This window comes from Kitasatospora sp. NPDC057500 (genome assembly GCF_042802195.1).
GTDB lineage: Bacteria > Actinomycetota > Actinomycetes > Streptomycetales > Streptomycetaceae > Kitasatospora.
In genome coordinates, this window is the sequence record NZ_JBHVER010000080.1 from 8834 (window position 1) to 31694 (window position 22861).

At 74.3% G+C, this 22861-nt stretch carries 14 protein-coding genes and 1 tRNA gene; 8 read left to right on the forward strand and 7 right to left on the reverse strand.

Going from position 1 to position 22861, the window contains the following annotated elements; translation table 11 throughout:
* Positions 1-150 precede the first annotated feature (150 nt).
* Complete coding sequence (gene purM / locus ACFU74_RS18765; RefSeq protein ID WP_380757975.1) at positions 151-1236, forward strand: phosphoribosylformylglycinamidine cyclo-ligase; 1086 nt, start codon at positions 151-153, stop codon at positions 1234-1236.
* A gap of 166 nt (positions 1237-1402) precedes the next feature.
* Here the strand turns inward: purM and ACFU74_RS18770 are convergent, their stop codons facing one another.
* On the reverse strand, positions 1403-1660 hold the full coding sequence (locus tag ACFU74_RS18770) for a DUF3073 domain-containing protein (RefSeq protein ID WP_327679361.1): 258 nt from the start codon (positions 1658-1660) through the stop codon (positions 1403-1405).
* A gap of 394 nt (positions 1661-2054) precedes the next feature.
* Positions 2055-3215, reverse strand: coding sequence for a Glu/Leu/Phe/Val dehydrogenase dimerization domain-containing protein (locus tag ACFU74_RS18775; protein WP_380757977.1), 1161 nt, complete (start codon positions 3213-3215; stop codon positions 2055-2057).
* A gap of 248 nt (positions 3216-3463) precedes the next feature.
* On the opposite strand from ACFU74_RS18775, the gene ACFU74_RS18780 reads away from it, so the two are divergent.
* Both ACFU74_RS18780 and bldC read left to right on the forward strand, forming a co-directional pair.
* Complete coding sequence (locus ACFU74_RS18780) at positions 3464-4375, forward strand: hypothetical protein (RefSeq protein ID WP_380757979.1); 912 nt, start codon at positions 3464-3466, stop codon at positions 4373-4375.
* 551 nt (positions 4376-4926) lie between these two features.
* The gene (gene bldC / locus ACFU74_RS18785; RefSeq protein ID WP_014137253.1) at positions 4927-5133 is read left to right on the forward strand and encodes a developmental transcriptional regulator BldC; all 207 of its coding nucleotides are present in this window, start codon (positions 4927-4929) and stop codon (positions 5131-5133) included.
* Between the two features lie 387 nt (positions 5134-5520).
* On the opposite strand, the gene ACFU74_RS18790 is transcribed toward bldC, so the two are convergent.
* From ACFU74_RS18790 to ACFU74_RS18805, 4 genes are all read right to left on the reverse strand, one after another.
* A tRNA-Asp gene (locus ACFU74_RS18790) sits at positions 5521-5594 on the reverse strand.
* 118 nt (positions 5595-5712) lie between these two features.
* Positions 5713-9705: an ATP-dependent RNA helicase HrpA gene (gene hrpA / locus ACFU74_RS18795; protein WP_380757981.1), complete on the reverse strand. Its 3993-nt coding sequence runs from the start codon at positions 9703-9705 to the stop codon at positions 5713-5715.
* Positions 9706-10615: 910 nt separating this feature from the next.
* Positions 10616-12031: a 3-carboxy-cis,cis-muconate cycloisomerase gene (pcaB, locus tag ACFU74_RS18800; RefSeq protein WP_380757983.1), complete on the reverse strand. Its 1416-nt coding sequence runs from the start codon at positions 12029-12031 to the stop codon at positions 10616-10618.
* Positions 12028-14079 carry an FAD/NAD(P)-binding protein gene (locus ACFU74_RS18805; RefSeq protein WP_380757997.1) on the reverse strand — a complete coding sequence of 684 codons (2052 nt, stop codon included), beginning with the start codon at positions 14077-14079 and terminating at the stop codon, positions 12028-12030. The genes pcaB and ACFU74_RS18805 overlap by 4 nt, the downstream gene beginning before the upstream one ends.
* Before the next feature lie 445 nt (positions 14080-14524).
* Here ACFU74_RS18805 and ACFU74_RS18810 point away from each other — a divergent pair, with 445 nt between their 5' ends.
* A complete protein-coding gene (locus ACFU74_RS18810) occupies positions 14525-15046 on the forward strand; it encodes a SigE family RNA polymerase sigma factor (RefSeq protein ID WP_380757985.1) in 522 nt (173 codons plus the stop codon).
* On the forward strand, positions 15043-15993 hold the full coding sequence (locus ACFU74_RS18815; protein WP_380757987.1) for a hypothetical protein: 951 nt from the start codon (positions 15043-15045) through the stop codon (positions 15991-15993). The genes ACFU74_RS18810 and ACFU74_RS18815 overlap by 4 nt, the downstream gene beginning before the upstream one ends.
* 60 nt (positions 15994-16053) lie before the next feature.
* On the opposite strand, the gene ACFU74_RS18820 is transcribed toward ACFU74_RS18815, so the two are convergent.
* Entirely contained in the window at positions 16054-19167 is a 3114-nt protein-coding gene (locus ACFU74_RS18820) for a BTAD domain-containing putative transcriptional regulator (protein ID WP_380757989.1), read from the reverse strand.
* Between the two features lie 384 nt (positions 19168-19551).
* On the opposite strand from ACFU74_RS18820, the gene ACFU74_RS18825 reads away from it, so the two are divergent.
* The 3 genes from ACFU74_RS18825 to ACFU74_RS18835 all read left to right on the forward strand — a co-directional run.
* On the forward strand, positions 19552-20589 hold the full coding sequence (locus ACFU74_RS18825) for a ScbA/BarX family gamma-butyrolactone biosynthesis protein (protein WP_380757991.1): 1038 nt from the start codon (positions 19552-19554) through the stop codon (positions 20587-20589).
* On the forward strand, positions 20580-21323 hold the full coding sequence (locus ACFU74_RS18830; protein ID WP_380757993.1) for an HAD family hydrolase: 744 nt from the start codon (positions 20580-20582) through the stop codon (positions 21321-21323). Before ACFU74_RS18825 ends, ACFU74_RS18830 begins: the two co-directional genes overlap by 10 nt.
* A partial coding sequence (locus ACFU74_RS18835; RefSeq protein ID WP_380757995.1) for an FAD-dependent monooxygenase occupies positions 21320-22861 on the forward strand: 1542 nt, incomplete at its 3' end. The genes ACFU74_RS18830 and ACFU74_RS18835, both read left to right, overlap by 4 nt.

Here is a 22861-nt window from a genome sequence, read left to right on the forward strand (position 1 = left end):
GGCGGGGGGGGCCGCGGTGGGGGGGGGGGGGGGGGGGGGGGCGCCCCCGGGGCGGCCCCGCCCTCCCCCCCCCCCGGGGGGGGGGCCCCCCCCCCGGCCCCCCCACCGCCGTTCCAACCCCCACCACAGACCCGAAAGGGCCGCACAGCAGTGACTACCGACCAGAACGGCGCCACCTACGCCGCCGCCGGCGTGGACATCGAGGCGGGCGACCGCGCCGTCGAGCTCATGAAGCAGTGGGTGAAGAAGGCCAACCGCCCCGAGGTGGTCGGCGGTCTCGGCGGCTTCGCCGGCCTCTTCGACGTCTCCGCCTTCAAGGACTACGAGCGGCCGCTGCTGGCCTCGGCCACCGACGGCGTGGGCACCAAGGTCGCCATCGCGGCCGCCATGGACAAGCACGACACCATCGGCCACGACCTGGTCGGCATGGTCGTCGACGACATCGTGGTCTGCGGCGCCGAGCCGCTGTTCATGACCGACTACATCTGCGTCGGCAAGGTCGTCCCGGAGCGGGTCGCCGCGATCGTCAAGGGCATCGCCGAGGGCTGCGCGCTGGCCGGCTGCGCCCTGGTCGGCGGCGAGACCGCCGAGCACCCCGGCCTGCTCGGTCCGGACGAGTACGACGTCGCGGGCGCCGGCACCGGCGTCGTCGAGGCGGACGCGCTGCTGGGCGCCGAGCGCGTCCGGGCCGGCGACGTGGTGATCGCGATGGCCGCCTCCGGCCTGCACTCCAACGGCTACTCGCTGGTCCGCCACGTGCTGCTGAACCAGGCCGGCTGGAAGCTGGACCGCAAGGTCGAGGAGTTCGGCCGCACGCTCGGCGAGGAGCTGCTGGAGCCGACCCGGATCTACTCGCTGGACTGCCTGGCGCTGATCCGCGCCGCCGAGGTGCACGCCTTCTCGCACGTCACCGGCGGCGGCCTGGCGGCCAACCTGGCCCGGGTGATCCCGGACGGCCTGCACGCCCGCCTGGACCGCGGCACCTGGAGCCCGCTGCCGGTCTTCCGGACCGTCGCCGAGGTCGGCAAGGTGGCCACCCTGGAGATCGAGAAGACGCTCAACATGGGCGTCGGCATGGTCGCGGTCGTCCCGCCGCACTCGGTGGACACCGTGCTGGCGGTCCTGGAGGACCGCGGCGTGGAGTCCTGGGTGCTGGGCGACATCGTCGAGCGCACCGCCGAGCACACGGACGGCGCGGCCCTCTACAACGCCTACGAGGGCTTCACGGCGGGCTGAGCGCGAAGAGCGTGACGGGCCCCGCCGGCATGCCGTCGGCGGGGCCTTCGCACGGCTTCTCCGCGGGGCCGCGCGTGGGCCCTCGGGGCACGGCACGGGGACGCGGGAACGCCGAAGACCGGCCCGGTGCGCTGGGCACCGTGGCCGGTCAGGTCAGACTGGGAGACTACGCGCGACGGCGGGCCTGGGAGGGCCCGGTACCCGACTCGGTGTCGTCGTCCTCGCCGTCATCGGCGTAACGAGCCGCATACTCCGCGTAAGGGTCGTCGTCCTCGTCCTCTTCGATCGGCTCCGGCTCGATCGGGGAGGTGGAGGGCGATACGCCCAGCTCGCTGGAGAGACGATTGGCGTCGAACCCGCCGCTGTTGTACTTCAGCTCGCGGGCGACCTTCGTCTGCTTGGCCTTGGCCCGGCCGCGCCCCATGGGTCGACCCCCTCAACGATGGGGCTCACGGCCCCGAGTCTGACACGTGTTCATGATCAAGAGCGGCCTGCCCGAATGGGGAGAACCGTCCCTTGGAGCATCAACGGTACCTGTTTCTGCCGCTGGACGGTACGTCGTCGGTGTGACGTGGCGCGCACCAGCCGCACCCGCGACCAGGTCGTCCCAGGTCAGGGGAGGTTTTGCGGCTTTCTGCACGCTGTCCGGAGGTGTCTCGGGTCCGTTGTTTCCTCATCGATTATCCCCCCAAGGGGGACGTTGGATCACCCGATCGGGCGCAGAATCGAGAATCCGGTTCCACATCGTGATGCGCGAGTGATGCGCGGGGGACGGCGGGCGGCCGTCCCCCGCGCGGGTGATCCGTCGAGGGCCGGGATCAGCCCCGGCGGGCGCCCGGCAGCAGCACCGAGCGCAGCGCGCTGATCTCGCGCATCCGCTTCTCGGCGAGGCGGTCGGCGGCGACGGCCGGCGGCACGCCGTCGGAGGCGGCCCGGGTGAAGATCTCCAGGGTGGTGTCGAAGATCTTCGTGGCTTTGTTCTTGGCGCGCTCGAAGTTGAAGCCGTCGATCTCGTCGGCGACCTGGATGACGCCGCCGGAGTTCACCAGGTAGTCCGGGGCGTAGAGGATGCCGCGGTCGGCGAGGTCCTTCTCGACGCCCGGGTGGGCCAGCTGGTTGTTGGCGGCGCCGCAGACGATGACGGTGCCGAACTCGCCCAGCGCGGCCACGCTGTCGTCGGTGAGGGCACCGCCGAGCGCGCAGGGGGCGTAGACGTCCAGCTTGGCCTGGAGCAGCGCGGCGGTGTCGGCGACGACCTCCACCTCCGGGTGGGCGGCCCGCACGCGGTTGACCGCGGCCTCGGAGACGTCGGTGACGACGACGGTGGCGCCGTCCGCGACCAGGTGGCCGACCAGGTAGTGGCCGACCTTGCCGACGCCGGCCACGCCGACCCGCTTGCCGCGCAGGGTGGGCTGGCCCCAGCGGGCCTGGGCGGAGGCGCGCATGCCCTGGAAGACGCCGAAGGCGGTCAGGATGGACGAGTCGCCGGCGCCGCCCTGCTCGGGCGAGCGGCCGGTGACGAACCCGGTCTCGCGGGCCACCACGTCCATGTCCTGGACGTAGGTGCCCACGTCGCAGGCGGTGATGTAGCGGCCGCGCAGCGACTCCACGAAGCGGCCGTAGGCGCGGAGCATCGCCTCGTTCTTGTCCTTGTTCGGGTCGCCGATGATGACGGCCTTGCCGCCGCCGAGGTCGAGCCCGGCCAGCGCGTTCTTGTAGGACATGCCGCGGGAGAGGTTGAGCGCGTCCTCCAGCGCCGCCTCCTCGGAGGCGTACGGGAAGAACCGGGTGCCGCCGAGGGCCGGGCCCAGCGCGGTGGAGTGGATGGCGATGATCGCCTTCAGCCCGGAGGAGCGGTCGTGGCAGAGCACGACCTGCTCGTGGCCGTCGCCGGTGGCGCCGTCCTGGGAGTTGCCGAAGATCCTGCCGAGCACGCCGGGTGCGGAGTGGGCGGGGGCGGCGGTCTGTACGTCGGTCACTGTGGTGACTCCAGTATTCGAGGCCCGCTTGCTGTGGTGCGGGCGCCTAGGGCGAAGCGTAGTCCCGAGGGCGCCGGCGATCCGCCCCCTTGGCGAAGGTCGGGCCGGTTGTCCGAGAGGTGAGACGGGGGTGGGCGCCAGCAGCCCGTTCGTGTCCCCCGGGTGCGTCCGCGAACGGCGCCCGGGCCCGCCGCCCGCCGGGTGACGGGCGGCCGGACCCTCCCCCGCGCCGGGGGGTGCGTGCGACGATGCAGGACGTGACCGTCGTCCGTACCTCCGTGCTGCCGCCCTACGCCGCGCACCTGCGGGTCTACGAGCCGCTGGCCGCCTACCCGGAGCCCGAGCGGGCGCACTGGCAGGCCTACGCGGCGGAGCACGGCCCGGACGCGCCGGAGGCGGGCCGCTCGGTGGCCGCGGCGGCGCTGGCGGAGCAGCGCACGGCGCTGGCCGAACTGGTCGGCCGCACCCCGCGGGCGCTGCCCGAGCGGGAGAGCGAGCGGGCCTTCGTCCGGCTGGTGGACGGGGTGCTGTACATCTGTCCGTGGGCGACCAGGCTGCGCAACTGGCAGGCGCTGGAGGAACTGCGGGACGGTGCGCCGGTGGCGCTGCTGGACACCGCGCTGCCGCCGGCCACCCGGGCGGAGGCCGAGGCGGACCGCGAGCGCTGGCGTTCGGAGCACCCGGACGCCCGGCCGTGGATCCTCACCAGCCGCTGGGAGGTGCCGGTCCGGTGGTTCCTTCCGTTCGGGGACGAGGATCGATGCTTCGTTCCCGCAGGGACGGGGGAGAAGGGTGGGGAAGGGGTCCGGGGGGACCAGGCGTCGCTGTTCTACCTGACGCCGATGGCGCAGGCGCGCCGCCGGGTGGCCCGGGCGTACCGGGCGCTGCGCGAGGCGGTGCCGGAAGGGGAACTGGTGCGGGGGGCGGAACAGGTGGGTCGGTGGCTGGAGGAGTTCCATCCGCGGTCGCTGGTGGAGCTGGACTACGGGGGGCTGGTGCATCTGCTGGGAGCGGAGCGGCTGTTGGCGGACCGTTCGGCCGGGGAGCTGGAGGACGGGCTGCGGGCGCTGCGGGCCGGGGACTCGGCGGAGGCGCTGCGCGCGTACGAGGCGCTGACCGTGCGCTGGCGGCGGGTGCTGGCGCTGCGCCACGCGAACTGAGCCGGGTGGGGGCGGGTGAGGGCCGGGGCGGGTCGGCTGAGGGGACGTCACCGCTGGCCGGAGCGGGTGCCGGTGGTACTTGTAAGACTGTAAGAGTCCTACGGCCCGAGCCGTATGACCAAGGTCCCGGTTCGGGTCAATACCTCTCGAACGTGACACTACTCACTGTTGACGCGAACTCACCCCTATGTGCAAAAATGGGACAACCAGCCCAAGTTCACGTGAGCGTGCCCACTTTTGGGTGGTTCTGGAGTCGATGCGTGCTTTGCGGGGAAACGGCGGGTCTGGTCCCCTCGTAACCTAATGTCACTATAGGGTGACCGCCCGTTATGGGGTGGTCCATCGCCATCCGTCGGGCTTGAACCCGTGAGGGGTCAATTTTGGCGGTTTGGTCGATAGGGCTGGACGGATGGTGTAGTTGTAGACACCAGGACAAGCCGTTCGTCCTATAACCGACTCGGCCCGTCTATGCCATTTCGGGCATCGCGGGCCAAGGTGCAGAATTTGAAGGATAGAACCGCCCTGGTTCGGTTCTCCCGAGGAGGCCGCTCATGACCGCTCGTACCCCCGATGCCGAGCCCCTGCTGACTCCGGCAGAGGTCGCCACCATGTTCCGTGTGGATCCCAAGACCGTGACCCGCTGGGCCAAGGCCGGCAAGCTCACGTCGATCCGCACGCTGGGCGGCCATCGCCGTTACCGTGAGGCGGAGGTGCGCGCCCTGCTGGCCGGTATTCCGGCGCAGCGCACCGAGGCCTGACAGGTCGAACGCTCAAGGCTCTTTCGAAGGGGCTGCTTACCGGACTCCGCCGGGTCCGGTAAGCAGCCCCTTTGTTTGTTTCCGGGGCGCCCCGAGGAGTTCTTCTACAGGACTGTCGTACTCGTGCGATCCACCCGGAATGTTGAACTCCGGATAACGATTTGAGGGGGAAGAGGTGGGGGGGATTTACTGTGAATGGCAGTACAATTTTACATATTAAATTAGCGCCTTCTGGGAAGGGTGTTCGAAGGGGTGGTTCCCGGGAAAGGCGGGTGACGACTATCACACGCACGGTCACTTGTGGTCTAGACCTAGTCCGGGTAAAAGGGCCGGCCCGGGAAATGCGAAAGGCCCGGAACCAAACGGTTCCGGGCCTTTCGCCTACGGCGATCCCGACGGGACTTGAACCCGCGACCTCCACCTTGACAGGGTGGCGAGCTAACCAACTGCTCCACGGGACCAGAGTGTTCCTGATCCGTCCGCTCCGCTTTCCCTTTCGGGCCGCGCTGCGAACAAGACAGATCGTAGCCCATGTGGGGCCCCCAGGTCGAACCGGCTCCCGAGGGGCCCCACCGCAGCTCAGAGCGTGGCCCTGGCCGCCTCCATCGCCTTGGTGATCCGCTTCTCCGAGACCGGCGAGGGCGTGCCCAGCGACTGCGCGAAGAAGCTGACCCGCAGCTCCTCGATCATCCAGCGGATCGCCCGCACCTCCGGGGACGGCTCCCGCCCGGCCGGCACGGCCGCCAGCAGCTCCCCGTAGGCCTGCTGGACCTGCTGCACCTTCAGCAGCTGCTGGGCGTCCCGCTGCGGGTGGTTGGGCAGCGCCTCCAGCCGGCGGTCCACCGCCAGCAGGTAGCGCTTGAGGTCGGGCAGCCGCTGCCAGCCGGTCCCGGTGACGAAGCCGGGGTGCACCAGCGAGGCCAGGTGCAGCCGGATGTCGTTCACCGCGTTCAGCAGCACCGGGCTGCTCACCGACTTCAGCCGGGTCGAGGCCTTGTGGAAGGCGATCAGCGCGGTGGCGGTCTTCAGCGTGGTGTCCGCCGACAGGTCGTACAGATCGGCCCGGACCTTGTCGCGCAGCACGCCGAACGCCGCCTCGTCCCAGGCCGGACCGCCGGCCAGGGTCATCAGCCGGTCCGCCGCGCAGGCCACCACGTCCTCGAACAGCGCCGGGATCGAACCGTGCGGGTTGTACGACAGCGCGAGCTTGGCCTGGTTGCCCAGCCGGCCCTGGATCGACTTGGCGGGCGAGTTGGTGGAGAGCACCAGCAGCCGCCGGGTGCCCTCCCACATCGCCTGCTGCTGCGCCTCCGGGGTGTCGAACAGCCGGATGCCGACCGTCTCCCGCTCGTCCACCAGCGCCGGGTAGGCGCGCAGCGAGTGGCCCCGGGAGCGCTGCTCGAAGGTGCGTTGCAGCACCGGCAGGCCCTCCGGCCAGGCGGTCAGCCCGGAGCGCTCGATGCCCCGGCCGGAGGCGGCCGAGGAGAGCGTCTCCTTCAGCTTCGGGTTGAGGCGCTGCCGCAGCTCCTCCAGGTCCTTGGACTCGGCGAGCCTCTTGCGGCCGTCCACCACCCGGAAGGTCACCTTGAGGTGCTCGGGGACCCGTTCCTCGTCCCAGGCCTCCGGGGGCACCGTGACGGCCGTCAGCCGCTTCAGGGCGTGCTCCAGGGCCGGGAGCAGGGGTTCCTGGCGCTCCTGGTGGTTCCTCAGCTCGCGCAGCGCGGCGCGGGCGTAGTCCGGGGCGGGCACGAAGTTGCGCCGCACCGCCTTCGGCAGCGCCTTGATCCAGGCGGTGACCAGTTCCTCGCGCAGGCCCGGGATCTGCCAGTCGAAGCCCTCCGCGGTGACCTGGTTGAGCACCGGCAGCGGGATGTGCACGGTCACGCCGTCCGCGTCGCTGCCCGGCTCGAACTGGTAGGTGAGCTTGAACCGGAGGGCGCCCTGCTGCCAGTAGTCCGGGTAGTCGGCCTCGGTGACGCCGTCGGCGGCGTCGTTGATCAGCATCGACTTCTCGAAGTTGAGCAGGTCGGGCTGCTCCCGGCGGGCCTGCTTCCACCAGGAGTCGAAGTGCCGGGTGGAGACGACGTCGTCGGGCAGCCGGCCGTCGTAGAAGTCGAACAGGGTCTGGTCGTCGACCAGGATGTCCCGGCGGCGGGCCCGGTTCTCCAGCTCCTCGACCTCGCTGAGCAGCTTGCGGTTCTCGGCGAAGAAGCGGTGGTGGGTCTCCCAGTCGCCCTCGACCAGGGCGTTGCGGATGAACAGCTCGCGACAGAGCTCGGGGTCGATCCGGCCGTAGTTGACCTTGCGCTGCGCGACCACCGGCACCCCGTAGAGGGTGACCTTCTCGAAGGCCATGACGGCCCCGGCCTTCTTCTCCCAGTGCGGCTCGCTGTGGCTTCGCTTCACCAGGTGTCCGGCCAGCGGCTCGACCCACTCCGGCTCGATCTTCGCGTTGATCCGGGCCCAGAGCCGGGAGGTCTCCACCAGTTCGGCGGACATCACCCAGCGCGGCGGCTTCTTGAACAGGCCCGAGCCGGGGAAGACCGCGAACCGGGCGCCGCGCGCGCCGCCGTACTCGCGCTTCTCCACGTCGTACAGGCCGATGTGGGAGAGCAGGCCGGCCAGCAGCGACTGGTGGATCCGGTCGGCGTCCGGCTCGGCGTCCTCGTGCGCCTCCTCGATGGTGACGCCCAGCTGCTTGGCGACCGTGCGCAGCTGGGAGTAGATGTCCTGCCACTCCCGTATCCGCAGGTAGTTGAGGAACTCGGCCTTGCACATCCGGCGGAACGCGGAGGAGGAGAGCTCGCGCTGCTGCTCGCGCACGTAGCGCCACATGGACAGGAAGGAGAGGAAGTCGGAGGTCTCCGAGCCGAACCGGCGGTGCCGCTCGTCGGCGGCCTGGCGCTTCTCGGCGGGGCGCTCGCGCGGGTCCTGGATGGAGAGCGCGGCGGCGATCACCATGACGTCGCGCACGCAGCCGTTCTTGTCTGCCTCCAGCACCATCCGGGCCATCCGGGGATCCACCGGGAGCTGGGACAGCTTGCGGCCGAGCGGGGTGAGCCGCTTGCGGACGTCCTTCTCGTCCGGGTCGATCGCGCCCAGCTCGTGCAGCAGGCTGATGCCGTCCTTGATGTTGCGGGAGTCCGGCGGGTCCAGGAACGGGAAGGCGGCGATGTCGCCGAGGCCGGCGGCGGTCATCTGGAGGATGACCGAGGCCAGGTTGGTGCGCAGGATCTCGGCGTCGGTGAACTCGGGGCGGGAGAGGAAGTCCTCCTCCGAGTAGAGCCGGATGCAGATGCCGTCCGAGGTGCGGCCGCAGCGGCCCTTGCGCTGGTTGGCGCTGGCCTGGCTGATCGCCTCGATCGGCAGCCGCTGGACCTTGGTGCGGTGGCTGTAGCGGGAGATCCGGGCGGTGCCCGGGTCGATCACGTACTTGATGCCGGGGACGGTGAGGCTGGTCTCGGCGACGTTGGTGGCCAGCACGATCCGGCGGGAGCCGGAGCGCTGGAAGACCTTGTGCTGCTCGGCGGAGCTCAGCCGGGCGTACAGCGGCAGGATCTCGGTGCTCTTCAGCTTCAGCTTGGCGAGCGCGTCGGCGGTGTCGCGGATCTCGCGCTCGCCGGAGAGGAAGACCAGGATGTCGCCCGGGCCCTCGGCCTGGAGCTCCTCGGCGGCGTCGCAGATCGCCTGGACCTGGTCGCGGTCGCGGTCCGCCTCGTCGCCGTCGCCTTCCTCGTCGTTCTCGTCGACGATCGGGCGGTAGCGGACCTCGACCGGGTAGGTGCGGCCGGAGACCTCGACGATCGGGGCGTCCTCGAAGTGCCGGGAGAACCGCTCCGGGTCGATGGTCGCCGAGGTGATGATCACCTTGAGGTCGGGGCGGCGGGGCAGCAGCTGCTTGAGGTAGCCGAGCAGGAAGTCGATGTTGAGGCTGCGCTCGTGGGCCTCGTCGATGATCAGGGTGTCGTACTGGCGCAGCTCGCGGTCGGTCTGGATCTCGGCGAGCAGGATGCCGTCGGTCATCAGCTTGACCAGGGTGTCCGGGCCGACCTGGTCGGTGAACCTGACCTTCCAGCCGACCGCCTCGCCGAGCGGGCTGCGCAGCTCCTCGGCGACCCGCTCGGCCACCGTGCGGGCGGCGATCCGGCGCGGCTGGGTGTGGCCGACCAGGCCGCGTACGCCGCGGCCCAGCTCCAGGCAGATCTTCGGGATCTGGGTGGTCTTGCCGGAGCCGGTCTCGCCCGCCACGATCACCACCTGGTGGTCGCGGACGGCTTCGAGGATCTCGTCCCTCTTCTGGCTGACCGGCAGCTCGGCGGGGTAGTCGATGGCCGGCACCGCGGCGCGGCGGCGCTCGACCAGCAGCTCGGCCCTGGCGATGTCGGAGGCGATCTCGGCGGCGATCTTCGCGCGGGCCTCGGGCTTGCGGACCCGGCGCGCGCCGTCCAGCCGGCGGCCGATCCGCACCTGGTCGCGCAGGGTCAGTTCGGGCAGGCGCGCGGCCAGCTCGCCGATGCCGGGGCCCTCGCTCCGGGGGGACTCGGCGGCGGACTGGACTGCGGGAGAACTCACGGCGGGCATCCCTCTAGGTTCGCAAGGAGATGCGGCGGAGCGCACCTCGGTTTTCGAGCGCCTCCAGTGTCACAGGGGACGCCCGTCCGCTGCCAACCCCGGCGCGGGGCGTCGCCGGCACCGTCCGCCGACGGGCGGTCGCCGTGCGTGAGGGACGGGGCTGCGTGCCCGCGCCCCGGGTTGGGGATGCCGCGACCCGGGGCGTGGACGCGGTGCCGGCCGGAGGGCTCGGTCCTCCCGGAGGACGAAGCCGCGGACCAGCCGGGCCCGGGCCTCGGCCCGCTCGCGGACGACGACGTGGCCGCTGTCGATCTCCGCGTGGGTGCTGCCGGTGATCGGGTCGGCGAGCTCGCGGGTGGGGCCGGCCGGGACGGTGGCGTCCCGGGTGCGGCCGATGACCAGGGTGCGGGGCGGTGGTCCGGGGCAGCAGCGGGCGGATGCCGACGCGCGGGCTGAGGTCGACGTGGCGCAGCGCCCCCGGTCGGCTGGTCGCCTGCCGACCGGCCGAAGGCGTCGGCGTCGCCGCGGACGGCGCGCCAGGTGGTCATGTGGGTGCGCGGGCGGGCGTCGTCGGGGCGGCTCCGGCCGGCCGTGAGCACCGGGCTGCGCGCCAGTTCGGGGCGCATGCGGCGACGGTGAGCGCGACCGTCGAGCCGAGCGAGAGGCCGACCACGCCGGCCGGGCCGTCGCCGGCCGCCCCGATCACGGCGGAGATCTGCTCGGGGAGCAGTTCGGGGGTCGGCTCGCGGCCGGCGTCCTCGGTGTCGCCGCAGCCGGCGAAGTCCGGCAGCAGGACGGCGCGGACGCCGGTGAGGCCGCCGGCGAGGTGGCCGAAGGCGCCCGCGGCGCCGAAGCCGCTGAGCCGCGCACGGCGGCGTCGGGATCCCGGGGCCGGGATCCCGACGGGCGTTCAGTCCCGCAGCGCGCGGTCCACCAGGGCGGCGGCGGCGCCGGTGTACCCGGCCGGGTCGCACAGCCCGGCGACCTCGGCCGGGGTGAAGTGCCCGGCCAGCTCGGCCTGTTCGCCGAGCACCTCGGCCAGCGGCCGGCCCTCCCGGTCGGCGGTCAGCGAGACCTCGGTGAGCAGCTGCTTGGCCACGGCCTTGCCCAGCTTCGGCGCCAGCCGGGCGGCGATCCGCTCGGAGACCAGCTGTCCGCCGGTGAGCTCCAGGTTGGCCCGCATCCGCTCCGGGCGCACCAGCAGGCCCTCGGCCAGCTCCACCGAGGTGTGCGCGGCGCCGCCGGCCAGCCGCAGGCACTCGCGCAGCAGCAGCCACTCGGCGTGCCAGGCGCCGCCGGAGCGCTCGTCCTCGGTGACCAGGCACTGGGTCAGCCCGGCGGCCAGCACCGGCACCTGGAGCGCTGCGCTGCGCAGCAGGGTGGAGAGCACCGGGTTGCGCTTGTGGGGCATCGCCGAGGAGGCGCCGCGCCCGGTGGCGGCCGGCTCGACCACCTCGCCGACCTCGGTGCGGGTCAGCGACTGCACGTCCACCGCGATCTTGCCGAGCGCCCCGGTGGTGAAGGCCAGCGCGGCGGCCAGGTCGGCCATCGGGGTGCGCAGCGCGTGCCAGGGCAGCGCGGGGCGGGCCAGGCCGGTCTCCGCCGCGAAGGCGTCCACCAGCCGGTCCAGGTAGCCGCCGGCCTCGACCTCCGGGTCCGGGCCGTCCAGCCGGGCGTACTCCAGGTAGCCGGCCAGGGTACCGGCGGCGCCGCCGAGCGCGACCGGCAGGCCGTCGGCCAGTACGGCGGCGAGCCGGCGGTCGGCGTCCAGCACCAGCTGCCGCCACCCGGCCGCCTTGAGGCCGAAGGTGGTGGGCACCGCCTGGAGGGCCAGGGTGCGTCCGGCCAGCACGGTGTCCCGGTGGTCGGCGGCCAGGGCGGCGAGCGCACGGGCGGTGCGGTCCAGGTCGGCGCGGATCAGCGTCAGGGCGCGGGCGGCGACCAGCATCGCGCCGGTGTCCAGGATGTCCTGGCTGGTCGAGCCGCGGTGCACGTACTCGGCGGCGGCCGGGTCCTCGGCGGCCACCACCCGGGCCAGCGCCTGGACCAGGCCGACCACCGGGTTGGCGGTCTCCCGGGAGGCCAGCGCGAGGGCGCGGACGTCGAAGTGCTCGGCGCGGGCGGCCCGGGTGATCGCGGCGGCCGCGGCGGGGGGCACCGTGCCGAGCCCGGCCTGGGCGCGGGCCAGCGCGGCCTCCGCGTCCAGCATGGCCTGGAGCCAGGCGCGGTCGGCCACGGCGGCCTCCACCGGGGTGCCGGCCCGGACGGGCGAGAGCAGTCCGGAGTCGGTGTCCGCCGGGGTCGGGGCGGGGTGCTGGTCGGTCATACGACGACGCCTCTCGGTTCGGTCTCGTCCGTCTCGTCGGTCTCGCCCACGGTGAACGTCCCGGCGGCGCCGTCGGTGCCTTCGGTGCCGTCGGTCGCTCGGGTGCGCGACGGGCCGGCGGCCGGCCACTCGGGGGCGGGGGAGAGCGCCAGCACCGCGCGGGCGATGGCGTCGGAGTCGCCCAGGGTCACCGAGTCGACGCCGGGGCGGATGCCGGCGGCGGTCACCCAGTGCACCGACTCGGTGGGCACGCCGTACGCGAAGCGGCGCGGGTGCGCCCGGCCGCGGGCGTCCAGCAGCCGGTAGGGCCGCTCGGTGACGGCGAGGCCGCCGCTCTGGTGGTCGCCGCCGGGCCCGCCGGGGATCCGGTACGGGGCGCACTGCTCGGTGTCCAGCAGGTGGCGCAGCAGCGGGTCCTCGGTGCGGCGCAGGTCGGGCTCGGGCAGCCGGGCCTCGACCAGCACCGAGGCCCGCACCGGCGGGCCGGGGACGGCGGTGGAGTGCGCGGTGAACGCCGGGTCGACCGGGTCGATCCTGATCTCGGTGCCGGGGCCGAGGAGTTCCAGGACGCCGGCCTCGATCAGCGCGATCAGCTGCTCGATCCGCTCGGCCGGCGGGCCGATGGACAGGAAGGCGTTCAGCGGGGTGTACCAGCCGTCGAGGTCGTCCCGGTAGGAGGCGCCCTCGATGCCGCCGTGGTCGACCGCGAGCCGGATCTCGTTGCGCAGGTCGCGCAGCACGTCCAGGGCGGCCTTGAGCGGGCCGCTGAGGTTTCCGGCCCGGGCCTCGGCGACGTCCTGGCGCAGGTGGCCGAGCAGCCAGTCGCGGAAGTCCGCGCGGTCGGTGAACTCCCTTCCGGCGTAAGGGCGGGAGAGCCGGTCCCAGCTCCACCGCTCGGCCGGCGGGAGGCCGTACGCGTCGAGCACCGCGGTCGGGTCGGCGGCGGTCAGGAACCGGTCGGTGAAGGCCGCGCGCTCGGCGCCGCGGGCCTTGGCGGTGAGCAGCGCGCCGTAGTAGACGGCCTCCACCTCGCGGGAGACCAGCGGCCAGAGGTCCGTGGCGAAGCGCACCGGCTCGCCCCGGCGGGCGCGTTCGCGCAGCGCGGCGACCACCTCGGTGGTGAGCAGTCGCGGCAGGTGGCGTCCGTAGGCGCCCTTCTCGTTCTCGCCGCGCGCGTGGTACGGCACGCCGCGCCGGGAGGTGGCGTAGAGCCTCGGCTCGGTGCCGGAGGGCCGGTAGACCAGGGCGCCGTCCACCCGCTCGAAGTGGCCGCCCCGGCCGAGCGTGAACAGCGCCATGTGGTCGAAGAAGTTGAGGCCGAGGCCGCGCAGCAGGACGCTCTGGCCCGGTCTGGTGCCGATGTGGACGTCGGCGGGGTTGGCGGGGGTGATGTAGTCGAGGTGGTGGATCCGGGCCAGGCTGGCGGTGCGCGCCTCGCGCGGGGTGAGCCGGGCGGGGACGTGGCCCTGGGCGAGCACGACGGCGTCCAGCCGGTTCAGCCGGGTGCCGTCCTCCAGCCGGACGCCCTGCGGGCCGCCGGGGAAGCCGTGCGCGTCGGCCATCGCGACCGCCCGGGAGCGGTGCACCCGGACGGTCACGGTGGGCGGGGCGGCGGCGACCACGGCCCGGAAGGCGTCGTGCAGGTACTGCCCGTAGAAGGCCCGGGTCGGGTAGGTGTTCGGGCCGAGGTCGGCCGCCTCGGCCCGGGTCTGGTCGTCGTGGCGGGCCGGTCGGCCGTCCGGGCTGCCCTCCTGGGCAAGTGATCTGGCCCATTCGTACAGGCTCGGGCCGGGTTCGACCGGGCCCTCGATCCGTACGCTGTCGTCGGTGTACACGGTGATCTGCGAGGCCACCGTGTTCATCAGGAGGTGCCGGGACTGGTCGGTGCGCCAGACCCGGCCCGCGCCGGGGGGCGCCGGGTCCACCAGGTGCACGGTGACGGAGGCCCCGGCGGGCCTGCTTCGTTCGTTCGCGCAGAGCCGTTCCAGTACCGAGAGGCCGCGCGGACCTGCGCCGATGACGCAGATCTGGAGATGACGGTCGATCATGCCCACGACTCGCCATCGTAGTTGTGATGATCTGATGATGAAAAGGTCTTGACTCCGTGCACCCAGGCCACTAGCTCGTGCGGCCCGCCTTCGGAGAGCCCGCGGAGCAGCCCGTTGCGGGCCTCGGCGGCCCCGCCCGCCGGGTGCCGGAGCCTGGTCGACTCCCGGGCGGCCCGTTGCACGGCCGCGGTGCGGGCGCGCAGTTCGGCGGCGAACGAGCCGAAGGCCGCCGCGAGCGCGCCGGTGCCGTCGGCCGGCTCGCCGGCAGCACCGCGTCCGCCAGCGCCCGGCGGGCGCCGTTCGCAGCGTAGTGCAGCATCGGGTGGGCGGCGCCGCCGAGCAGCACCACCCGGCCGTCGTTCGGCCGGTCCGTCCGGGCCGGCCGCCGGGGTTCCCGGCAACGGTCCGCGGCCGTTCCGGGCTCTGACGGGGCGAGGAGGTACTCATGGGAGCCAAGAAGGCCGAGCGGGACGCGGAGTTCAACGCGTTCGTGACCGGTGCCTGGCCACGTCTGCTGCGCACGGCGTTCCTGCTGACCGGGGACCGCTATCTGGCGGAGGACGTGGTGCAGACCGCGCTGGAACGGACCTACGTCGCCTGGGGGCGGGTCACCAGGGCCGACGAGCCGTACGCCTACGTGCGCCGGATCGTGGTGAACGAGCACGCCCGCCGCTTCCGGCGCCGGGTGCCGGAGCAGCTGGTCACCGCCGTGCCGGAGCGATCCGGGCCGGACGGTTTCGAGCGGCTGGACGACCGGGCCGCGCTGCTGGAGGCGCTCGGCACGCTGCCGCCCGGACAGCGCCAGGCGGTGGTGCTGCGGTACTGGGAGGACCTGAGCGAGTCCCAGGCCGCCGCCGCGATGGGCTGCTCGGTGGGCACGGTCAAGAGCCAGGCCTCGAAGGGCGTCGCCAAGCTGCGCGGGCTCTCCTCACTCATCGGCATGACGAGCATCGGAGGTGCGGCATGAACCACGACGGCACGCCCGCGGACACGGCGGGCACGGCGGACACCGCGGTCGAGGAGGGCGGGGAGGTGGCGCTGGCGCTGGCCGGGCTGGCCCGGACGCTGGAGGCCGGCCCGGCACCGTACGCGGCCGTGCTGGCCGGCGGCCGGCGGCGGGTGGTCCGACGGCGGGCGTCGCTGAGCGGCGCGCTGGCGCTGGCCCTGGTCGCCGCGTTGGGCGGGGTCGCGGCGGTGAACGGCGGGGTGGGCGGCGGTGCCGGTGCATCGACGGACGGCGCCACGGCGGTCGTGGTCTCCTCCGCCGCCTCCGCCGTCCTGGTCCCGGGCGCCGCCCCGGTCGCGCAGGACCCCCGCGACCCCTTGGACCCGGTCCGGACCCGGGTGCTCGCGGGCACCGTGGACGGCCGGCCGTGGAGCGTCTGGGCGGCCCTGTGGCCGGCCCCGGGCATGGAGCGGATGCACGAACAGGCGCGGCTGATCTGGGCGGAGGACGCCTCCGCCGGCTCCACCTGGCCGGCGCCGACCAAGGAGTACATCGACCAGTACGGGCGCCCGGACGCGGACCGCGTGGTCTTCTACTACGTCCTGGACGGCACGCGGCTGGCGACTCCGGCGCAGGCCCTGCTCACACCGCCGGGCTCCGCGCCGGGCTTCGTCGACGCCCCGGACGAGCCGTTCTCCAAGGTCTGGCTGGGCCGCCAGTCCAAGAACGGCGAGGCCGACCCGCTGTTCCACGTCCCCAAGGCCCAGGCCGGCCTGGTCCGCCCGGACGCCGCCCGCGCCGAGGTGCGGTGGAGCGACGGCGTCACCGCCGAGCCCGGCGTGCTCGCCTTCGGCGACTCCGGGGCCCGCTGGATCGCCGTCGCCAAGCGGGGTGTCCCGGCCGAGCTCCGGCTCTACGCCGCCGACGGCTCGCTGATCGCCTCCGACGAGACGTGGCTGGACAGCTGACGGAGCCGGGGGCCCGCCGGTGCCGGGGGCCGGGAAGCCCGCAGCACCGGCCGGCCTCCGTCAGTGCACGCCGAGCGAACTCGGCCGGGGCGTGCGGTCCGGGGCGGCCGGCAGCCGGCGCCGGATGTGCTGGGCGGTGAGCGCGAGCGGCAGGTAGCCGAGCGCGGAGGCCGAGGCGTGGGCCCGGTCGGCGAAGTCGGCGGCCCGGCCGAACTCGCCCTGCTGGAGGGCCGCTTCGGCGAGTCCGACCAGCGCGTGCAGCTCGGCCCGCCGGTAGCCGAGCCGGCCGGCCAGGGTGAGCGCGGCGCCGTACCTGGCGGCGGCGGTGGCCGGGCAGTCGACGGCCAGCGCGGCGGCGCCGGTGGCGTTGAGGCACTCGGCCTCGGTCCAGCGGTCGCCGTGCGCCTCGGCCGCGTGCAGGGCCTCCCGGGCCGAGGCGTGGGCCTCCTCGGCCCGCCCGGCCTCGGCGTGCAGCACGCTGAGGATCGCCAGCACCAGCGCCTCGGCCCGCCGGTGGTTGCCGGTACGGCCGAGCGAGAGCGCCGCCCGCAGCGACTGGAGGGCGTTCCCCGGCCGGCCCAGCGCGGCGTGCGCCATGCCGAGCTCGACCAGCGCCATGGTCTCCAGGGCCTCCGAGCGACTGGTGCGGGCCAGCCGCAGGCAGCGGGTGTAGTGGCGGTAGGCCTCGGGGCGGTTGCCCGAGTCGAACTCGGTCCGGGCGAGCGCGGCGAGCGAGACGGCCAGGCCGATCGGGTCGCCGTTGCGGGTGTGCAGCCCGACGGCCGCGGTGAGCAGCGTCCTGGCCTCGGCCAGGGTGCCGCGGATCCAGGCGGCGCGGCCGAGCTGGTCGAGCGCCGCCGCCTCGATCTGCGGCCGGCCGAGTTCCCGGCCGAGCGACAGTGCCAGCCGGGCGTAGCCCTCGCCGTCCGTGACCAGGGCGGAGTTGTGCTTGGCGTCGCTGAGGTTGAGCAGCATGACCGCCTCGGCGCCGCGGTCCCCGGCCCGCCGGGCGGCGGCCAGGCCGGACTCGGCCAGCCGGCACCACTCGGCCAGCAGGGCGTGCTGCTTGCAGAACCCCCGCAGCGCGTCGGCGAGTTGCCAGGCGACCGGGAGCGGTCCCGACTCGGCGGCGTAGCGGACGGCGGCGGTCAGGTTGGCGAACTCCGCGCGCAGGTCCGCACCGCCCTCCTCCCGGGAGGCGCAGCCCGGGTCCGGGGTGACCACGCCCGCCTGGTCGACGCTGCGGCGCGGGGCGAGGCCGCCGGCGCCCGCCGCCGCGGCGGTCGCCACGTACCAGCCGAACAGCCGGCCCAGCGCGGCGGTCCGGTCGACGGCCGTCAGCCGCTGGTGGGCGTGCTCGTGGGCGAACAGCTGGAGCAGCTCGTGCGGGAAGCGGTAGCGGTCGTCCACCCGCTCCAGCAGGTTGGCGACCTCCAGCTCGCGCAGCTGCCGGCCGGCCGTGGCCGCCGTCGAGCCGGTCATCGTGGCGGCGGCGGCCACCGTGAAGTCCGGCCCGGGGACGAGTCCGAGCAGGCAGAAGAAGCTGCGCACATCGGGGCGGAGCAGGTCGTAGGAGAGGCCGAGCGAGCCGGCCAGCGCGGTCTGCGCCTCGTCCGGGATGGAGAGCGCGGCCACCCGGTCGACGGCCAGCTCCCGGGCGATCCGGCCGAGCGGGACGTCGGAGCGGTAGGCGGCGTTGGCGGCGACGATCCGCAGGGCCAGCGGCAGCCCGGCGCAGAGCCGGACGATCTCGTCCACGGCGGCCGTGTCGTCGCCCTGCCCGGGGTGGAGCAGCGCGTCGACCAGCCGGCGCGCCTCGGCGGCGGGCAGCACCGGTACGACCAGCCGGTGCGCGCCCTCCCGGACGGTCAGGCTGACCAGCCGGCGCCGACTGGTGACCAGCACCGCGCTGCCGCCGCCGCCCGGCAGCAGCGGCCGGACCTGGTCGGCGTCCCGGGCGTTGTCCAGCACCACCAGCACGCTGCGGCCGGCCAGCAGGGAGCGGTAGAGGCCGATCCGCTCGTTGAGCCCCTGCGGTACCCGCTCGGCGGGCACCCCGAGCGCCCGCAGGAAGCCGCCGAGGACCTCGGCGGGGCCGCCCTGCGCGGCCCGTCCGTGGCCGTGCAGGTCGATGAAGAGCTGGCCGTCCGGGAACAGTGCCGCGGCCCGGTGGGCGACGTGCAGGGCGAGCGCGGTCTTGCCGACCCCGGCGGTGCCCTCCAGGCAGACCAGCGGCAGGGTGCCGTCGGTGGGGCGCAGCAGTTCGGCGAGGCGGTCGATGTGGTCCCGGCGTCCGGTGAAACCCCGGGGTCCGGGCGGGAGCTGGGCCGGTCTGGGAGTGTCCGGCGCGGCCGACCGGGGCTCCTGGGCGGGCGCCGGGCCCGGCCGCGGCTCCGCCGGCGGGGCCGGGCCCGGTGCGGACCCGGCCGGCTCCGCCGGGGCCAGCCGCAGCACCCGCTCCTGGGCGGCCCGCAGGTGCGGTCCCGGGTCCAGGCCGTGCTCCTCGGCGAGCAGCCGGCGGACCCGCTCGTACACCTCCAGCGCCTCCGCCTGCCGTCCGGACTGGGCCAGCGCCAGCACCAGCTGCGCCTGGAAGCGTTCGCGCAGCGGGTGTTCGGCCGCCAGTCGGCGCAGTTCCGGGATCCGGCCGGCCAGCCGGCCCAGCTCCAGCTCCAGGTCGAAGAGGTCCTCCAGGGCGCCCAGCCTGGCCTCGGCCAGCCGCAGCCGCAGCGGCTCGATCCCCGGCCCGTCGACGCCCTGGGCGAGCGGTCCGCGCCAGAGCGCCACCGCCTCGGTGAACGCCTCCGCGCCGCCCGCCGCGTCGCCGGTCGTCCGCCGCGTCCGCCCGTCGGCGAGCAGTTCCTCGAACCGCTCGACGTCCACCGTGCCGGACGCGGCGAGGACGTACCCGGCGTCCGTCCAGGCCAGGGTGGCCAGCCCGGCGAGCGCCCGGCGCAGCCCGGAGACGTACTTCTGCACCAGGTTGACGCTCCGTCCCGGGGCTTCGGCGCCCCAGACCAGGCTGACGATCCGTTCGGTGCGCACCGGGCGCCCGCTGTTGAGCAGCAGCACGGCCAGTACCGCCCGCTGCCGGGGCGGTCCCAGGTCCGCCGCGCTCTGTCCCCGTCTGACCCGTACCGGTCCGAGCACCTCGAACCACACGTCGTCAGCCAACGCTCCCCCCAAAGCAGTTGTGACGTCTCGCCCCCACGCGGACGTTACCACCGGGCGGGGGGCTGAACCCGGATCGTTATCTCTTCGTTTGTGTAAGCCCAGCCGATCTTGGGCAGGGACATGACCGGCGTTCATCCCGCCCCGTTCCCCGGGTGGCCCCCGCCCCGCGCCGCCCCCGCGCGCCGCTTCCCGGAGCCTTCCCGACCCCTTCCCGGCGCCTTCAGCGGACGGTCAGCGCGTGGCCGGACAGTTGCCGCAGGCCGGGAACCGCGAGGACCCCGGCCGGCGCCGCCGGGGGGACCGGCCCGACGCACCGAGGCAGACCGAGCCACCCTTTCGCGCCTTCAATCCGGGAAACCGACGTTGCCCACGGGGGGATACACCATGAACGCCACGCCCGAGTTGCTGAGACTGCCGGACTCCGACGAGTCCCTGGGCCACCGGCCCGCCGCCGAGCTGAGGTTCGACTCCACCGTTCCGCGCGACCTGGTGCACCGCGCCGCCATCGCCGAGGTGTTCGTCACCGACTCGGCCCGGGTCGGCGACCCGGACCCGGCGAGCGACGAGCACACCTTCGAGGTCGCGGCCCAGCTGCCGCGCGGCCACGTCGTCGGCGAGCGCGGCGGGAGCTACGACTTCCTGCTGCTGGTCGAGGTCCTGCGCCAGTCCGGCGTGCTGGTCGCGCACCGCTACCTGGACGTGCCGCTGGACCGCGCCTTCATCTTCAGCGCCCTGAACCTCACCATCTCCGGCCTGGAGGCCCTGCGGATCGGCCCGCGCCCGGCGCACGCCGTGCTCTCCACCACCGTCCGCCCCAAGCGCAACCCGGCCGGCCGGGTGCTCGGCTTCGACTTCACCGGCACCTTCTGGCTGGACGGCGAGGCGGCCATCGTCGGCTCGGGCTCGCTGACCTTCGTCACCAACCGGGCCTTCCAGATGCTGCGGGCCGGCAACCGCAAGAAGCTGGACGGGCGTTCGCCGCGCCACCCGCAGCTGCTGCGCTCCGCGCCGTCCCTGGTCGGACGGCGGGACGCGTTCAACATCGTGCTGACCGAGCCGTCCGTCAGCGAGTCCGGCACCGCCTCGGCGATGCTCGTGGTGGACACCGACCACCCCCACCTGTTCGACCACCAGCTGGACCACGTGCCCGGCAACCTCCAGCTGGAGGCGGCCCGCCAGCTCTCCGTGGCCGCCGTCGCCAAGCTGCACGGACTGCCCGCCGAGAGCCTGGTGGTCACCGCGGCGCGGGCCGAGTTCTCCGACTTCGCCGAGCTGGACCTGGTGACCAAGGCGGTCGCCGAGGTCGGCGACGCCAGCTTCGACGGCGCGCTCGGCGCCGTCACCGTCCCGGTCGTGATCACCGTCTCCCAGGAGGGGAACACCGTCGCCTCCCTCGCCATCGAGGTGACCCAGTGGAGCTGAACCACCTCGTCCCGTCCGCCGACGGCATCGACACCGTGGTCCTCGACTACGGCGGGGTGCTGACCAACCCGCTCGCCGAGACCTTCACCGAGTTCGGCATGCGCACCGGCCTGGACCTCCAGGCCGTCGGCACCGCCTTCGCGGCCGCCACCGCGCGCTACGGGATCAGCCCGATGGCCGAGCTGGAGGTCGCGGCGATCACCGAACAGGAGTTCACCGAGCGGCTGCTGGCCGAGCTGCCGCCCGGCTCCGCCGCCGCCCTCGGCGGCCGGCCGTTCGGCGAGCTGTGGTTCCAGGGCCGCCGGGCCAACGCCGGACTCGTGGACTTCGTCCGCCAGTTGAGGGCCGGCGGCTACCGGACGGCGCTGCTCACCAACAACGTGGTGGAGTGGCGCCCCCGGTGGCAGGCCACCCTCCCGGTGGCGGAGCTCTTCGACGCGGTCGTCGACTCCTCGGCCGAGCGGGTCCGCAAGCCGGACGCGGAGCTCTACCTGCGGCTGCTGGAGCGGCTGGACACCCCGGCCGGGCGCTGCCTCTTCATCGACGACACGGCCGAGAACCTCGACGCCGCCCGGCGGCTCGGCTTCCACACCGTGCTCTTCGAGAACACCGCGCAGACCGTCCGCGAGGTCTCCGAGCGGCTCACCGCCCAGGCCCTGCGCGAACTCTCCAACCGGCTGGGACACCCCCTGGTGGAGGACCTCGGCCGCCCGGCCGACGGGGCGCTCCGATGACGGCGGCGCCGCAGGTCCTCGTGGTCGGCGCCGGCCCCACCGGACTGACCGCGGCCTGCGCGCTGCTCCAGCACGGCGTGCCGGTCCGCCTGGTGGACCGCCGGGAGTGCTTCGCCGCCGAGCCCAAGGCCCTGGTGATGTGGAGCGGCGCCCTGGAGGCGCTGCACCGCCTCGGCGTGGCCGACGCGGTCGCCGAGCGGGCCCTGCCGCTCACCGGCGCCTCGTACTGGTCGAACGGCCGCCGGCTGGCCGGCGTCTCCTTCGGCACGTTGGCCGACACCCGCTTCCCCGGGCCGCTCTGCGTGCCCCAGCCGGTCACCGAGGAACTGCTCTACGAGCGGCTGCTCGGCCTCGGCGGGCGGGTCGAGTGGGCCACCCGGGCCACCTCGGTCGAGGTGGCCGGGGACCGGGCGGTGGTCCGGCTGGAGTCGGCCGGCGGCGCCGAGACCGTCTCCGTCCCCTGGCTGATCGGCGCCGACGGCGTCCGCAGCACGGTCCGCGAGGCGATCGGCATCCCCTACGAGGGCAGCAGCTACGACCGGGAGTTCGTGCTCGGCGACGGCCGGATCGCCGGCGACCTGCCGCCCACCGAGGCGCAGTACCACCTCGGCCCGGACGGCGTGCTGGTCCTGGTCGCGCTGCCCGAGGGCGGCCACCGGATCTTCTTCGACCTGCCCCCGGGCAGCCGGACCGGACCGCCGGACGACGCCGAGCTCCAGCAGCTCCTGGACGCCCGCGGCCGGGGCCGCTGGACCGTCCAGGAGACCTGGTGGACCAGCCGCTTCCGGGTGCACACCAAGGTGGCCGCCCGGTTCCGGCACGGCCCGGTCTTCCTGGCCGGGGACGCCGCGCACGCCCACAGCCCGGCCGGCGGCCAGGGCCTCAACACCGGCGTCCAGGACGGCTTCGACCTCGGCTGGAAGCTGGCCGCCGTGCTGCGCGGCGGCGACCCGGCGCTGCTCGACAGCTACGACCCGGAGCGCCGCCCCACCTCCGCCCGGGCGGTGCGCAACTCCGAGCGGCAGACGAAGCTCTGGCTGCTCAAGCCGCGCCCGGCCCGCGCTCTGCGCGACCTGCTGCTCGGCGCACTCTCCCGCAGCGGCGCCCTGGAACGCCGCATCGTTCCGGAACTCGCCCAGCTGGACCTCGATCTGACGGCCAGTCCGGCCGTCGGGCGCACGCCCGCGCCGGGCGGTCCGACCCCCGGCCGACGGCTCGGTGACGCACCGCTCCGCCCGGTGGGCGGGACCGGTGCCACCTCCCTGCACGGCTACCTCGCGACCGGCCGGCACACGGTGCTGGTCGCCGGGGCCGGGCAGGAGGCCGCGACGGCGGCCGAGGAGGCCGCCACCGAGCTGACCCGGCGCGGCGTGCGCGACCTCGCCGACGTGCTGCTCCTGCTCCCGCCGGACGGGCCGCTGCCCGCCCCGGCGGGGCCGGCCGGCCACGACCTCGCGGCCGGCCGGCTTCCCGGCGGGCAGGCCGGGGCGGCGGCCCTGGCCTGCCACCTCCGTCCGCACGGTGTGGTGGCCCGGGTC